The sequence below is a fragment of the Salinivibrio sp. PR6 genome (genome assembly GCF_001995955.1).
Lineage (GTDB): Bacteria > Pseudomonadota > Gammaproteobacteria > Enterobacterales > Vibrionaceae > Salinivibrio > Salinivibrio siamensis.
Genome location: NZ_MUFA01000007.1, coordinates 41,455 through 56,285, shown reverse-complemented (window position 1 = coordinate 56,285; position 14,831 = coordinate 41,455). Strand labels below are relative to the sequence as shown.

General features: G+C 51.7%; 13 protein-coding genes. 3 read left to right on the top strand and 10 right to left on the bottom strand.

Annotated features, from left to right (window positions below):
• Positions 1 to 14 precede the first annotated feature (14 nt).
• Both zapD and yacG read left to right on the top strand, forming a co-directional pair.
• Positions 15 to 755 carry a cell division protein ZapD gene (zapD, locus tag BZG72_RS07530; protein ID WP_046073978.1) on the top strand — a complete coding sequence of 247 codons (741 nt, stop codon included), beginning with the start codon at positions 15 to 17 and terminating at the stop codon, positions 753 to 755.
• A 10-nt stretch (positions 756 to 765) separates the two neighbouring features.
• Positions 766 to 966, top strand: coding sequence for a DNA gyrase inhibitor YacG (yacG, locus tag BZG72_RS07525; protein WP_069363361.1), 201 nt, complete (start codon positions 766 to 768; stop codon positions 964 to 966).
• 43 nt (positions 967 to 1,009) lie between these two features.
• On the opposite strand, the gene mutT is transcribed toward yacG, so the two are convergent.
• Positions 1,010 to 1,405, bottom strand: coding sequence for an 8-oxo-dGTP diphosphatase MutT (gene mutT, locus BZG72_RS07520; RefSeq protein WP_077606085.1), 396 nt, complete (start codon positions 1,403 to 1,405; stop codon positions 1,010 to 1,012).
• Between the two features lie 62 nt (positions 1,406 to 1,467).
• The gene (gene secA / locus BZG72_RS07515) at positions 1,468 to 4,200 is read right to left on the bottom strand and encodes a preprotein translocase subunit SecA (protein ID WP_077606084.1); all 2,733 of its coding nucleotides are present in this window, start codon (positions 4,198 to 4,200) and stop codon (positions 1,468 to 1,470) included.
• A 483-nt stretch (positions 4,201 to 4,683) separates the two neighbouring features.
• On the opposite strand from secA, the gene BZG72_RS07510 reads away from it, so the two are divergent.
• Positions 4,684 to 5,142, top strand: coding sequence for a DUF721 domain-containing protein (locus BZG72_RS07510; RefSeq protein ID WP_046073974.1), 459 nt, complete (start codon positions 4,684 to 4,686; stop codon positions 5,140 to 5,142).
• 105 nt (positions 5,143 to 5,247) lie between these two features.
• Here BZG72_RS07510 and lpxC read toward each other — a convergent pair whose 3' ends face one another.
• The 8 genes from lpxC to murD all read right to left on the bottom strand — a co-directional run bounded on the left by lpxC (position 5,248) and on the right by murD (position 14,830).
• Positions 5,248 to 6,165, bottom strand: a complete 918-nt coding sequence (lpxC, locus tag BZG72_RS07505) for a UDP-3-O-acyl-N-acetylglucosamine deacetylase (RefSeq protein WP_046073973.1) — start codon at positions 6,163 to 6,165, stop codon at positions 5,248 to 5,250.
• Between the two features lie 117 nt (positions 6,166 to 6,282).
• Complete coding sequence (gene ftsZ / locus BZG72_RS07500; RefSeq protein WP_046073972.1) at positions 6,283 to 7,458, bottom strand: cell division protein FtsZ; 1,176 nt, start codon at positions 7,456 to 7,458, stop codon at positions 6,283 to 6,285.
• 33 nt (positions 7,459 to 7,491) lie between these two features.
• The gene (gene ftsA / locus BZG72_RS07495) at positions 7,492 to 8,748 is read right to left on the bottom strand and encodes a cell division protein FtsA (protein ID WP_046073971.1); all 1,257 of its coding nucleotides are present in this window, start codon (positions 8,746 to 8,748) and stop codon (positions 7,492 to 7,494) included.
• Positions 8,749 to 8,759: 11 nt separating this feature from the next.
• Positions 8,760 to 9,536 carry a cell division protein FtsQ/DivIB gene (locus BZG72_RS07490; protein ID WP_077666479.1) on the bottom strand — a complete coding sequence of 259 codons (777 nt, stop codon included), beginning with the start codon at positions 9,534 to 9,536 and terminating at the stop codon, positions 8,760 to 8,762.
• Positions 9,537 to 9,753: 217 nt separating this feature from the next.
• A complete protein-coding gene (murC, locus tag BZG72_RS07485; RefSeq protein WP_077606080.1) occupies positions 9,754 to 11,211 on the bottom strand; it encodes a UDP-N-acetylmuramate--L-alanine ligase in 1,458 nt (485 codons plus the stop codon).
• 10 nt (positions 11,212 to 11,221) lie between these two features.
• On the bottom strand, positions 11,222 to 12,283 hold the full coding sequence (gene murG / locus BZG72_RS07480; protein WP_046073968.1) for an undecaprenyldiphospho-muramoylpentapeptide beta-N-acetylglucosaminyltransferase: 1,062 nt from the start codon (positions 12,281 to 12,283) through the stop codon (positions 11,222 to 11,224).
• Positions 12,276 to 13,481, bottom strand: coding sequence for a cell division protein FtsW (ftsW, locus tag BZG72_RS07475; protein ID WP_046073967.1), 1,206 nt, complete (start codon positions 13,479 to 13,481; stop codon positions 12,276 to 12,278). Before ftsW ends, murG begins: the two co-directional genes overlap by 8 nt.
• Positions 13,478 to 14,830, bottom strand: coding sequence for a UDP-N-acetylmuramoyl-L-alanine--D-glutamate ligase (gene murD, locus BZG72_RS07470; RefSeq protein ID WP_077666478.1), 1,353 nt, complete (start codon positions 14,828 to 14,830; stop codon positions 13,478 to 13,480). Before murD ends, ftsW begins: the two co-directional genes overlap by 4 nt.
• Position 14,831: the final 1 nt, after the last annotated feature.

Here is a 14,831-nt window from a genome sequence, read left to right as displayed (position 1 = left end):
ACAGCTAAACGCTTATGACCAGCCTCACTTTGTATGAACACCCACTCAATGAACAGGTGCGAATTTACTTGCGCCTGGAGTACCTGCTCTCTCAACTGGACGAAGTGAGCGGGCTTTCTGCGCCCTGCCACCATATTCAATTTTTCCGCAGCCTGTTTGACCTACAGGAGATTTTAGAGCAGGTGCAAGTGAAAGCGGATCTCGCCAAGGATTTGGACAAACTCAAGAAAAAACTCAAAGCCTGGGCTGACGTCCCCCAGGTCGATCAGACACAGCTCAACCAGCTACTCGATCAACTCGCCGCACACCAACGTGCGGTATTGCAAGCCAAACGCTTCGGCCAAGCGTTAAAAGAAGATCGCTTTTTAACCAGCATCAAGCAGCGCTTTTCGATTCCAGGGGGGAGCTGTAGCTTTGATCTCCCCAATTTCCATTACTGGCTCCATCAACCGCTTGCCGCACGGCAAAGTGCGATTCAGGCATGGATGGAAACCCTGGCACCATTACGCCACGCTTTGGCGTTCTGGCTGCAGCTCACGCGTGAAAGCGCACACGGGGGAACCGCCACCGTCCAACAAGGCTTTTACCAGCAAGAGGCGGATGGAGCCTGCTTAATTCGGCTTAAGATATCCCCTGATCTCGGGGTTTACCCGTTAGTGTCTGGGCACAAAAACCGCTTCGCGATCCGCTTTATGCCATTTGACGACGATCACGAGGTCGCCGACAATATGTCTGTTCATATCAGTGTTTGTTAAGGAGATCCACGTGAGTGATGCCCCTACCGTTGTCAAATGCCCAACATGCCAACAGCCTGTGGTTTGGGGAGAGGTCAGCCCACATCGTCCATTTTGCAGTAAACGCTGTCAGTTGATTGATTTGGGAGAATGGGCCAGTGAAGAAAAAGCCATCCCCGGGGCCCCTGATCTTTCTGATGATGATCTCTGGTCAGAAGGGCAGCACGAGTAAACGCTCTGCCCCTGTTCACTTTTCTACAACGCCTCTCTCGCGCTCAGAACCGAGCGCGAATTTTTTCTAATACCGCATCGTTGGCCTCGGGAAACGGATAGTTATCCAATTCGGCAATCGGTGCCCAAATACCCTCTTGCCCCTCACAGCCTTGGGGCTCACCCTCAAAGTCACAGACCAAGAAAAAATCCAAACTTAATGCTTTGTCGGGAAAGTCAAAGTCCAACGATATAAAGGGGCTGACCGCTTTTGCAGTAATCCCGACTTCTTCGTTTAATTCACGCAGCAGTGCCCGTTGCGGGGTTTCACTCCCCTCAATTTTTCCGCCAGGAAATTCCCACTTTCCCCCTTGATGCGCGTGAGCATGGCGGCGAGTGATAAAGACTTTATCTTGTGTCGGATTAACAATAATGCCAGCGGCAATACTTACCCGTTTCATGGTCTCTCCTGATAATAAAAAAAGGCCGATAAACGGCCTTTTTGATAATGCATGGTCAGGGCTTAGATTCTACCGTGACATTGCTTAAATTTCTTCCCTGATCCACAAGGACAAGGCTCATTACGACCAACTTTACGTCCATCACGCACCACGGTTTCGTTGCCGCTGCCACCTTGTTCGGCGCTGTCGCTATCATCAAACTGGTTATCGGCTTGCGCATGGTTAACTTGCTGCTTTTGCGCGGCCTGCTCTGCGCGCGCTTTGCGCTCGGCTTCCATACGCTCAACGTCATCCGGCTGCTGAACACGCACTCGACTAAGCGTTGTCACCACATCGGTTTTCAGCGCTTCTAGCATGCCCTCAAACAGCTCAAACGATTCGCGCTTGTACTCTTGTTTCGGGTTCTTCTGCGCATAGCCACGTAAGTGAATACCTTGACGGAGGTGATCCATCGCCGCGAGGTGCTCTTTCCAAAGCGTATCCAAGGTTTGCAGCATCACTGCTTTTTCAAAGTTACGCAGGGTTTCTGCCCCTACCGCCTCTTCTTTGCCTTTATAAACCTCGATCAAGGCCGTCAGAATGCGCTCGCGCAACAACTCTTCATACAGCTTGTCGTCTTCATCTAGCCATTGCTGAATCGGCAATTCGAGATCAAAATCCGCTTTAAGGCGCTTTTCAAGGCCAGCAATATCCCACATCTCTTCTAGCGATTGTGGCGGAATGTACTGGTTCACAATGTTATTAACCACATCCTCGCGGTTGTGCTCGATCATTTCGCTGATATCTTCTGACACCAGTAACGCGTCACGCAGCTCGTACACCACTTTGCGCTGATCGTTGGCGACATCATCAAATTCGAGCAGTTGCTTACGGATGTCAAAGTTACGCCCTTCTACTTTTCGTTGTGCGTTTTCAATGGCTTTATTGACCCATGGGTGCTCAATGGCTTCGCCTTCGGCCATCCCTAATCGTTTCATCATGTTAGAGACTTTTTCAGAGGCGAAGATCCGCATCAAAGAATCTTCCATCGACAAATAGAAACGGGTTGAGCCTGGGTCACCTTGACGACCAGCACGACCACGCAGCTGGTTATCGATACGACGTGATTCATGACGCTCAGTACCAATGATATGCAGGCCACCCGCTTCAACGACCTGGTCATGAAGCTGCTGCCATTTTTCTTTCGCCGCTTCTACTTGCGCATCGGTCGGGTTTTCAACATCACCCAGCACTTGTTTCCAGCTACCACCCAACACGATATCGGTACCACGACCGGCCATGTTAGTGGCGATCGTTACCGTGCCTGGGTAACCGGCTTGCTCAACAATATCGGCTTCATGGGCGTGGAATTTGGCGTTGAGCACTTGGTGCTTGATGCCATCTTTTTTCAAGGCATTCGATAACAATTCAGATTTTTCAATCGATACCGTTCCGACCAATACCGGTTGACCGGCTTTGGCACGTGTTTTGATGTCTTCCGCAATCGCGGCAAACTTTTCTTTTTCGGTCATGTAGACCTGATCGGCGTGATCTTTACGCACCATTGGGCGGTTAGTCGGGATAACCACGGTGTCTAGGCCATAGATAGACTGGAATTCGAACGCCTCGGTGTCCGCGGTCCCTGTCATGCCTGAGAGTTTGTCATACAAACGGAAGAAGTTTTGGAAGGTGATCGAGGCCAGCGTTTGGTTCTCGTTTTGAATTTTCACCCCTTCTTTGGCTTCCACCGCCTGGTGTAAGCCTTCTGACCAACGACGTCCCGGCATGGTACGCCCAGTGTGCTCATCCACGATGATGACTTCATCGTCTTTAACGATGTAATCAACGTCGCGCTCAAACAAGACGTGCGCGCGTAATGCGGCATTAATATGATGAATCAGGCTGATATTTGCCGGTGAGTACAGCGTATCGCCGTCTTCCATCAAGCCGTTTTTCTTGAGCAAGTCTTCGACAAACTCTTGACCATTTTCGGTCATGTACACTTGCTTGGCTTTTTCATCGACCGTGAAGTGGCCATCACCTTGATAGTCTTCGGTATCTTCTTGCTCTTGCTGTTTCAGGCTTGGGATCAAGGCATTGATACGCTGATACATCTCCGAGCTGTCTTCTGCTGGCCCAGAAATAATCAGAGGCGTACGCGCCTCATCAATGAGGATCGAGTCAACCTCATCGACAATCGAGAAATAGCGATCGCGTTGCACACGGTCTTCTGCTCGAAACGCCATGTTGTCACGCAAATAGTCAAAGCCGAACTCGTTATTGGTACCGTAAAGTACATCACACGCATAAGCGGCTTTTTTCGCCTCCGGCGGCATATTGGGGACATTGACGCCCACCGTCATCCCTAAAAACTCAAACAACGGACGGTTGGTTTCGGCATCACGTTCCGCCAAATAATCATTCACCGTCACAATGTGAACCGCTTTTCCGGTCAGGGCGTTCAAATAAGAAGGTAGCGTCGCGGTCAGGGTTTTACCTTCACCGGTGCGCATTTCCGCAATCTGACCATTGTGGAGTACGATACCGCCGACCATTTGCACGTCAAAGTGGCGTAGGCCAAATACACGCTTAGAGGCTTCTCGTACAGTGGCAAAGGCTTCAGGAAGGAGGTCATCAAGCTCGGCACCTTGATCAAGGCGCTCGCGGAATTCAACGGTTTTCGCTTTCAGCGCATCATCATTCAATGCTTCAAATTGGGGTTCGAGTTTGTTGATTTCATCAACAACTTTTCTCAGCCGACGCAAGGTGCGGTCATTACGGCTTCCGATAACTTTAGTCAGGACTTTCGATAACATGGCGTTGCCGGTACTCTTTTTAATGGTTTTCCCACATGGGCGGCCGCTACACTGCCTCTATGCTGGCGTGTTTCAGTTCAAACGCGGGTTGGCTTAAGCTCATCGATTCAACACAAGATGCCAAAACGCATCTATCTTAAGTGGAGCCAAATCGGACAGAATTCAAGGGCGATGACGCCACTTCACAACGATTTCCACGTGACTGAATGTAAATGTGGTAGATGGCACGGAAAAATACGCCGCCATCGCCTTACCCATGCGACACTTATCTGTGAATGGTTTTTTCACTCTACGGTGATCACCTCAGGACATACCGATATATCAACCCGGTAGGCTACATGCCGAGGTGGAGCATGTATGATAAGGTAAATTACTTTCACATCCTATGACAAATCCAACACTCAAGGGATCAATTAGCGAAAATTAGACGCTGTGCGCCCGTTCAGGCGCCGAATTGATGACAAAAAAGGCAGTTATTGCGCGATGAGAGACCACCGTCCCCGCTCTACCCTCCATCTGTTGGAGAGCGACCCCAATAATATTGCTCAGCGAGCGGTGGAGCTCGCCAAGCTAAACAAGCTGATCTTAGCCTTGTTACCCGGTGAGACATCAAAAGCTTGCCGCGTCGCCAATTATCGTGATGGCGTATTGGTGGTAGAAGCCGGTAGCGCCGCCTGGGCGATGCGGCTGAACTACGAACGACAGCATTTATTGTCGGTATTACGTCAAAAAGGGCTGGCAAGTCTAACAACCATTGAAGTGAAAATTAACCCGGCACTCGCCGCCGCCGATCGAGAAGACAAAGAAACCGCGCCGTCCCGCCACCTTAGTCAAGCCTCGGGTGAGTTACTGCGTGCACTAGGTGACAATGCCTCTCCCAAACTAAAAGCACGGTTCGAGGCGTTGGCCAAACTCGCCGAGGATCAAAAAAAGCCAGAGTGAGCTCTGGCTTTTTATCTATCAATCTCTGGGTATTCGCGGTTTATTCTGCCTCAGTATGGTGCATTGCGCTTTTACCGTGCAACCGCCTACCGCATCAGACAGGGCTTAGGCCAAGACCATCCCCGGCTCAGCAAATGCGACCGGTGAGGTGTCGGTTTCTTCAAACGTGACCCACTCCCAAGCTTCTTGATCGGCCAAGACCGCGCGCAACAGTTTGTTGTTCAGTGCATGGCCCGATTTGTACGCGCGCATCTCACCGAGGATACTGTGGCCACACATGTAAAGGTCACCGATAGCGTCCAACACCTTATGCTTGACGAGTTCGTTGTCAAAGCGCAGGCCTTCTTCATTCAAGATACGATAATCGTCCAGCACGATGGCACAGTCAAAGCTGCCACCCAGACACAAATTTTGTGACTGCAGGTACTCGATGTCACGCATAAAACCGAAGGTACGAGCCCGGCTCAAGTCTTTAATAAAAGACTGGCTTGAAAAGTCTAATACCAGGTTTTGTTGCTCAGATTCAATCGCGGGGTGGTCGAATTCGATAGCAAAATCAAGACGGAAGCCGTTATACGGCAGCAACTCCGCCCATTTGTCATCGTCTTCAATGCGAACAGGCTTTTTAATGCGAATGAACCGTTTTGGCGCGTTTTGGACGTCGATACCCGCAGACTGCAGCAAAAAGATGAACGGGCTTGAACTGCCATCCATAATTGGAATTTCTGGCGCGTCCACTTCGATAATAATGTTATCGATCCCCATGCCTGCAATCGCTGCACTGAGATGCTCAACGGTTGAGATGCGAACACCCGCGTCATTGACTAAGGCGGTGCACAACATGGTGTCGCGCACATCCTCAGGGTTAGCCGGAAAATCGACCGGTGGCTCCATGTCTGTGCGACGGTAAATCACACCGGTATTGGCAGGAGCCGGACGCAGAGTAAGCGTAACCTTACGCCCAGAGTGGAGACCCACACCAGTCGTTTGGACCATACTTTTCAATGTTCGCTGTCTAATCATCGGCTTATCTCAACTTTTTCTCAAAAAAGTGTGCTCTGCGTCACTCATTACCCTGTCACCTTAGACAAGGGGAGCGTGATGGTAGCACATCACTGGCTACAAACCAAGCAATTGCGATTAGTCAGCTTGTTTACGCAAAAACGCAGGAATATCGAGATAATCATGCTCGGTCTGCGATTTTGGTGCTGCATTCGAAGACGATGCAGCAGGCTGCTCTTTCGCCGCAGGGTTTGCACTTGCCGCCTGAGGTTTCTCTTGCAAAGGCTGTGCCTTTTTCGGCTCTGCCTGTGCTTGCCCAGACTGTGAGTTGGTCACCAAGGTGATATCTGGCTTACGCTCATTACCAATTCCGGTGGCCACGACAGTCACACGCAGCTCGTCGCTCATCTCTGGGTCCATCGATGTCCCAATCACCACAGTCGCATTGTCTGATGCAAACGCTTTGACGGTGTTACCCACGGTCTCAAATTCATCAAGACGCATATCAAAGCCCGCGGTAATATTCACCAGCACACCGCGCGCACCGGCTAAATCGATGTCCTCAAGAAGCGGGCTAGAAATGGCCATTTCTGCTGCCTCTTCCGCGCGATCTTCGCCGGTTGCCACGCCGCTGCCCATCATCGCGTGTCCCATCTCTGACATCACAGTGCGGACATCCGCAAAGTCGACGTTGATGTGACCTGGGCGCGTGATTAACTCGGCGATCCCTTGCACGGCGTTGCGTAGCACGTCGTTTGCTTTGGCAAAGGCATCGAGTAATGTAATCCCGCGACCTAGCACTTTAAGCAGTTTTTCGTTCGGGATCGTAATCAGCGAGTCAACATGTTTTGACAGCTCTTCGATACCTTGCTCTGCAAAAGCGAGTCGCTTTTTACCCTCAAAGCTGAATGGTTTAGTGACCACAGCAACGGTCAGGATTCCCATTTCTTTCGCGATTTCCGCAATAATGGGGGCTCCGCCGGTTCCTGTACCACCGCCCATTCCGGCTGCGATAAATACCATATCGGCACCTTCGAGCTCAGCTTTAATCGCATCGCGATCTTCAAGGGCAGAATCTCGACCTACTTGTGGGTTAGCCCCCGCACCTAGGCCTTTAGTGATATCACCACCAATTTGAATGACCGTGCCTACGCTGCTTTTACGTAGTGCTTGGGCATCCGTGTTAATGCTAATAAAGTCAACCCCTTCGATTGACTCACGCACCATATGCTCAACGGCGTTACCACCGCCACCGCCAATGCCGACGACCTTAATCACCGCATCGTCAGACATTTCCATCATCGGTTCAAACATGAGTTCTCTCCGTCCTTCCTGTTCGCATCAGGGTTAAAATTCTTTCTTAAACCAGCTACTCAGCTTGTTTATCCAGCTAGCCACAGCCCGCTTTTGTTCTGGTTCACTCGTTTCTGTCAGCAAGCTCTCTTTGCCGTAGTGTAAAAGCCCAACCGCGGTTGCATAACAAGGCGCTTGCACATAGTCGGTCAATCCGGTGACATTCACAGGTTGCCCCACTCTTACTTGGTTTTGGAATACGCGTTCTGCACATTCCACCAAGCCATGCATTTGTGATGCGCCCCCAGTGAGCACAATTCCCGCTGCCATTTGATGCTTAACACCATCGCTACGCAGCTTTTCTTGGATAGCGACCAGCTTTTGGTTTACCAGTCCCAAAAGCTCTGAGCAACGCGGCTCAATCACCTCTGACAAGGTTTGTCGCTGCAATGTCCTTGATGGGCGTCCTCCCACACTTGGGACATTCACTTTGGCATCCTTGTTCACCAACTCACTCAATGCACAGCCATATTTCACTTTAATGTCTTCTGCATCGGCCAGTGGTGTGCCAAAGGCATAGGCAATATCACTGGTAATCACATTGCCCGCATAGGGGATCACTTCGGCATGGCGGAGGGCACCTCCTGTCCACACGGCAAGATCCATGGTGCCGCCGCCGATATCGACGACACAGACACCTAGCTCTCGCTCATCCGGTGTGATCACGGCATGACTTGCTGAAAGCCCGGAGAAAATCAGTTGATCAACGCTAAGACCACAACGTTCGACTGCTTTCTCAATATTTTTTGCGGTGTCATTGTGACATGTGATGAGGTGCACACTCGCTTCCATCCTCACCCCGGATAACCCGAGCGGATTTTTGATCCCTTCTTGATAATCAATTTTGTATTCTTGTGGGATCACATGCAGCACGCGCTGCTCATCACTGATTTTGACCGACTTCGCGGTATGAATCACATTGTCTATGTCGTCTTGGGTAACATCTTCATCCGATATTGTCCCCATCCCTCTCTCAGTTTGGCAGTGAATATGCTTCCCTGACAAAGAAAGATAGACAGAGCTGATTTGGCAATCTGCCATCATCTCGGCTTCATTCACCGCACGCTGAACAGATTTAACCACAGACTCTAAGTCGTTAACGCCACCTTTATCCATGCCGCGAGAGGGACTACTTCCCACACCCAGCACGTTGATCGTGCCATCTGGCAGCACTTCACTGACCAGGGTAGACACTTTGGACGTCCCTATATCGAGCCCAACTATCAGTGACTTGTCTGTCGTTTTATTCATTCAACCATCTCTTAATTTTGGCGATTCGCGTCGTCTGCCTCTGTTTTCCAGCCTACCGCAGCCCCGGTGTCATAACGTAAATCGACATACGCAATGGCTTTGTCTTGTGCCTTTATCCGCGGATATAAACGGACCAATCGCGCTAGCCTTTCTTGTCGCGCCTTTCGCCCTAACTCAATCCGTACGCCATCTCGTGTCACGATACGCCATGAGCGCCGTTTATTGAGTGATAACGCCTGAATCGATAAGCCAATTCGCTGTAATGTACGTTCGAGCTCTCGACTCGTATGCAATACTTCTTCCGACGTGCCGGTATTGCCGTGTAGCGACACCAGCTTTTTATCGGCGACATCTTGCGGGGCGCCATTGAATACCGTCCCGTCTGGCGTCAGCAACTTTTGCCCATTCCAAATCGCGCTCGCCCGGTATTCAGTAATATGTACCTTTAAGGTGTCGGGCCACTGCTTTCTTACCGCGACCTGTTTCACCCATGGGAGCGCCTCAATGTTCGCTTGGATGCGATTTACATCCTGCAGCATAAAGCTTTTTAGCTCGCCGCCTGACAACACCGCTTGGCGAACTTGATCAACACTGACATGTGTTTGGTCACCTTCCATCACCAGTTGTGACAAGGGGAGCTGCTGCTCATCACTCATCCAATCAATCACACGGACGATCCCTAGCAACATCAGGGTGATCACTCCAACCAGGAACGCGAGTGAGGCGCCTGTTTGCCGATCCAGTTTTATCACTGCTTGTACGCGTGTCAGGGCATTGACCATGCTCATACCTATCTTATCGCCTTGTGTCGATGCGACTTGACACTCACAGCGAAAAAACCGACTGATTATAGCGATCCCGCGTGACGCTCTCCAACCTAGAGATGCACTTTCATCAATAAGCTGGGATCGATTGCGCGTCATTTTCCCACAAAGACGATAAAAACCGATGTTTATTCTCGCAACAACCGATGTTGACCGCTATTTTTATCTCGCCAGCTACTTTTTATTGCGCCATTTTAGCCTTGTCTAGCTGCTTTGCCGCTAAATTTTTTGCTACTTTACCAATATCACCCGCGCCTTGTGTTAAAACCAAGTCATTAGGTTGCAGCACGTTGGCTAACGCCGGGGGTAATGCCTCAGCATTAGGCACAAAAATAGGATCCAGCTTCCCGCGCGCGCGAATGCTACGACACAAGCTTCTACCGTCAGCCCCCGCAATCGGCGTTTCACCCGCTGAGTACACATCTAGCATCAGCAAAACATCCACTTTTTCCAACACATTGGCAAAGTCATCATAAAGATCGCGCGTACGGCTGTAACGGTGTGGCTGAAAAATCATCACTAAACGATGGTCTTGCCAGCCAGCGCGTGCCGCTTTGATGGTCACGTCCACTTCACTGGGGTGATGACCATAATCATCCACCAGCAAGGCGGTGCCATCCTCCACGGCAAACTCACCGAGTTGGTCAAAACGCCGCCCTGTACCCGCAAAATTGGCTAAAGCACGTAAAATAGCCTCATCGTCGACACCATCTTCTGTGGCGACAGCAATCGCCGCTGCCGCGTTGAGCGCATTGTGCTGGCCTGGCGTATTTAAACGAATCGTCAGTGTCTCGCGGTGAGGGCGTGTGACTTTAAACACGCCACACTGCCCATGCTGTTGGTAATCATGTAAACATACATCGGCATCTTGCGAGAACCCGTAAGTGATCACTTGCCGTCCAATCGACGGGATCAGCTCACGAACGACCGGATCATCAATGCACACCACCGCCAATCCGTAAAAGGGCAGATTATGGAGAAAGTCGATAAACGTCTGCTGCAACTTCGCGAAGCTACCACCATAAGTGTCCATGTGGTCCGCTTCTATGTTGGTGACAATGGCGACCATTGGCTGCAAGTGTAAAAAGGAAGCATCACTTTCATCTGCTTCGGCAATCAAATAGCGACTGCTACCTAACCGCGCATTGGTGCCTGCACTTTTTACCAACCCTCCATTGACGAAAGTGGGATCTAACCCTGCCTCAGAGAAAATTTGTGTGACCATCGCGGTGGTGGTGGTTTTGCCGTGTGTACCGGCAACGGCAATTCCGTGCCGGTAGCGCATTAACTCGGCAAGCATTTCCGCCCGACGCACCACAGGAATACGCGCCGCCTTTGCCGCTTCCACCTCTGGGTTATCCTGCTTGATGGCCGTCGATACCACTACGACACTGGCTTGTTCAATATGGCTGGCTTGATGACCGATAAAAATCTGCGCCCCCATGGATGCCAATCGCTCTGTGACGATATTCTGTGCAAGATCCGAGCCGGTTATTTGGTAACCTTCATTAATCAGCACTTCAGCAATACCACACATGCCTGCACCGCCGATCCCCACAAAGTGGATCCGCTTAACCCGGCGCATTTCCGGGATCATGGTGCGAATTTTTTCCAGCTGCTGATTATCCAATTTACCCATTCTCTATTCTCTATTTGTTGGCGTGCGTGACGATGACGTCCGCGACACGGGCATCTGCATCAATAATGGCCGCCTCTCGCGCTGCCGTCGCCATCGCTAACAAGCGCGGACGGTCAAGCTGGTTGATTGTCTCAGCCAATGTGCTTGCTGTCAGTGATGGCTGTTCAATCATTAAAGCCGCACCGCGGGCGACTAAATAATCACCGTTGAGTGCTTGTTGCCTATCGGCATGCATAAAGGGGACGAAAATCGCCCCAACGCCAGCCGCCGCCAGCTCAGACACCGTCAATGCCCCGCTGCGGCAAATCACTACATCGGCCCACGCATAGGCCTCGGCAACATCGTCAATAAATTCGCTGACAACCACATCGCTAACACCGGTTTGCTGATAAGCATCCCGTGTCAGGTCGGCGTTATGCTTGCCTGCTTGGTGGCGAACCGTCACCGCTTGCTCGGTGAGCGCGACCGCCTCGGGGACCGTTTGGTTAAGGATACGCGCCCCTTGGCTGCCTCCCATCACCAAAATCCGCAACGGCCCTGCTCGTTCATGCAAACGGTGTTCAGGCGCCGGAATATCACACACATCTCGGCGCACCGGATTACCCACCACTGTCTTGCCATCGAATGCGCCAGGAAACGCTTGTAACACCTGTTTGGCGACCTTCGCCAACCAGCGGTTAGTTAACCCCGCGACCGCATTTTGTTCATGTAAGATAACGGGCACACCGCTTAACCACGCCGCAATGCCACCTGGACCACTCACATAACCGCCCATGCCTAACACAGCATCCGGTTTAACCCGTTTAATGACTTGTCGCGCTTGCCAAATCGCACTGACAATCATCCAAGGGGCTCGTAGCTTGCGCATCAGCCCTGAACCAATCAAGCCTTTAACGCGAATAAATGCGATCTCGATGCCATATTTAGGCACCAAATCGGCCTCCATACGATCCGCAGTGCCCAACCAACAAACGTCCCAGCCTTGTTTCTCTAAATACTTGGCGACGGCGAGCCCCGGAAAAACATGCCCACCGGTGCCACCTGCCATCACTAATAATCGTTTTTTACGCATTGTTAGGGTCTTTATCTTGATAAGGGTTTCTTTGATGTGCTTGCGATGTGGCTAAGCGATATTCATGATCAATGCGCAATAACAGCGCCACGGCCACCGCCATGATCACCAAGCTGGAGCCCCCGTAACTGATCAACGGCAAGGTCAAGCCTTTAGTCGGAAGCATACCAGCAGCAGCCCCCACATTGACCATGGTTTGGAACGCAAACCAGATCCCAATCCCGAAGGCAAGAAAGCCACCAAATAGTTGGTTTTGCTCGAGGCAACGCTTACCAATAAACAAGGCTTTAAACACCAAGTAAAAAATCAAACACAAAATGACGCTGACGCCCACCAACCCAAGCTCTTCGGCAATCACCGCAAACACGAAATCAGTATGGGCTTCTGGCAGATATTCCAGTTTTTGGATGGAGTTACCGAGTCCTTGTCCAAACCAATCTCCGCGACCAAATGCCATCAAAGACTGGGTTAGCTGATAACCACTGCCAAACGGGTCTTGCCATGGGTCTAAAAAGGCAGTGACACGGCGCACTCGGTAAGGCTCAGCGACAATCAAGCCGCCTACCAAGGTCAACCCGGTGATCAGCAGCGCAATAAACTGCCACAGCTTGGCCCCTGCAATAAACAACATGCCCACAGTGGTGACAAACATCACCACCACCGAGCCTAAATCAGGTTGTGCCAACAGCAAGCTCGCAAACAGCAACAAGACAGCCAGCGGTTTGGCAAAGCCGCGGAAATGCTCACGCACCTCACCATGACGACGCACCAGATAACCGGCTAAAAAGACAAACAAGGATAACTTGGCGATCTCCGCAGGCTGAATATTGATCCCAGCCACAGAGATCCAGCGCGCGGCACCATTGACAGACCGACCCACAGCAAGCACCGCCAGTAACAATAGCGACGAGAGCAATAACATGTAGCCGCTATAGCGCTGCCACCAATGCACGGGAATGTACATCACTACCACTGCGGCGACGATGGCGACGGTCAGATAAAAAGCATGACGCTTGGCAAACAAAAAAGGCGCATCCGCCAGCCTAAGCCCCACAGGCAAAGACGCCGACGTCACCATGACTAACCCGATGACCATCAACAGCAACGACGTCCACACTAACTGGCGGTCGTATAACACGCCAGGAGACGGTGTCCGAAGCCACTGCCAGCAGTATTGAGGAAGTCTGCGCACGGTCATGTCTGCCTCGCAATCATCGATTCTACGCCCGCGATAAAAGCGTCACCACGGGCAGCAAAATTAGCAAATTGATCCAGACTCGAGCAGGCGGGCGATAACAACACCATATCACCGGCTGTCACTTGATTAGCAGCGGCCGTCATCGCTTGTTGCAGAGTATCGACACAGTGCGCCTGCTTATCGAGCTGTGCTAACTGGGCTTTATCCTTGCCAAAGCAATAAAGCGATACCGAGAGTTTCGCCAACGCCGGTTGTAAAGCGCGAAAGTCGGCGCCTTTACCATCGCCACCCACCAAAAGGTGTAACCGCCCGTCGAGATCCAAACCATCGAGCGCCGCCAGGGTACTGGCCACATTGGTGGCTTTTGAATCATTGACCCATAGCACGCCCTGATGCTCGGCGACTTTTTGGCAACGGTGTGGGAGGCCAGCGTACGTACTGAGTGCTGCTTTTTGTCCTTGTTGGCTGATGCCGACACTGTCAGCCAGCGCCATGGCCGCCAGCCCATTCGCCACGTTATGACGGCCCACCAGCCCCAGCGAAGAGACGGGAAGCAGTGGATGGCCGTGTGCCGCTAACCAAGCTTCACCTTGGTGGCTGATAAGGCAATAATCGCCTTGGTGGAAACCAAACAGACGCATGGAGGAGGCGCTGTTCGTTTGCAGGTCATCATACGTTTGCGGATCATCGGCATTGGCAATCAGGGTAGTCGCATGGGTGAAAATACGGCACTTGGCGGCACGATAATCGGCCAAGCTGTCGTATCTATCCATGTGATCTTCTGAGAAATTCAAAAAGGCCGCGCCATCTAAAACCAGCGACTCGGTGGTTTCGAGTTGAAAGCTCGACAGCTCCAACACATACAGCTCGTGACCGCGGTCGAGCAAGTCTAACGCCGCCACACCAATATTGCCGCCGACGCCAACATTCATACCTGCCGCTCGAGCCATTTCGCCCACTAGTGCCGTGACAGTACTTTTGCCGTTGGAGCCGGTGATCGCCACCACGGGCTGGTCGCAATACCAAGCAAACAACTCAATATCCCCTACAACAGGGGTGCCCGCTGCATGGACTGGCAGCAAGGCGGGTGTCTGCAGCGATATCCCAGGGTTAGTGACGACCAAGTCGGCGTCCGCTAACCACGTGGGTTGCCAGCTGCCTGTGTGCAACTCGACGTTATCCGGCAGTTGGTCTTGCCCCGGAGGCTGCGTGCGAGAGTCCATCACGCGAATGCATGCCTTGGGATGATGGCGGGCAATAAAGCGCACCACTGACAATCCGGTCACGCCCAAGCCCATCACCACGATATGATGAAACTCGGTTAATGAACGCTGGCTCGCGGCTGGCATG

Coding starts and splice junctions, on each gene's coding strand:
- zapD (WP_046073978.1), top strand. CDS start 15: ATGACCAGCCTCACTTTGTATGAACACCCACTCAATGAACAGGTGCGA.
- mutT (WP_077606085.1), bottom strand. CDS start 1,405: ATGAAACGGGTAAGTATTGCCGCTGGCATTATTGTTAATCCGACACAA.
- secA (WP_077606084.1), bottom strand. CDS start 4,200: ATGTTATCGAAAGTCCTGACTAAAGTTATCGGAAGCCGTAATGACCGC.
- BZG72_RS07510 (WP_046073974.1), top strand. CDS start 4,684: ATGAGAGACCACCGTCCCCGCTCTACCCTCCATCTGTTGGAGAGCGAC.
- lpxC (WP_046073973.1), bottom strand. CDS start 6,165: ATGATTAGACAGCGAACATTGAAAAGTATGGTCCAAACGACTGGTGTG.
- ftsZ (WP_046073972.1), bottom strand. CDS start 7,458: ATGTTTGAACCGATGATGGAAATGTCTGACGATGCGGTGATTAAGGTC.
- ftsA (WP_046073971.1), bottom strand. CDS start 8,748: ATGAATAAAACGACAGACAAGTCACTGATAGTTGGGCTCGATATAGGG.
- BZG72_RS07490 (WP_077666479.1), bottom strand. CDS start 9,536: ATGAGCATGGTCAATGCCCTGACACGCGTACAAGCAGTGATAAAACTG.
- murC (WP_077606080.1), bottom strand. CDS start 11,211: ATGGGTAAATTGGATAATCAGCAGCTGGAAAAAATTCGCACCATGATC.
- murG (WP_046073968.1), bottom strand. CDS start 12,283: ATGCGTAAAAAACGATTATTAGTGATGGCAGGTGGCACCGGTGGGCAT.
- ftsW (WP_046073967.1), bottom strand. CDS start 13,481: ATGACCGTGCGCAGACTTCCTCAATACTGCTGGCAGTGGCTTCGGACA.
- murD (WP_077666478.1), bottom strand. CDS start 14,830: ATGCCAGCCGCGAGCCAGCGTTCATTAACCGAGTTTCATCATATCGTG.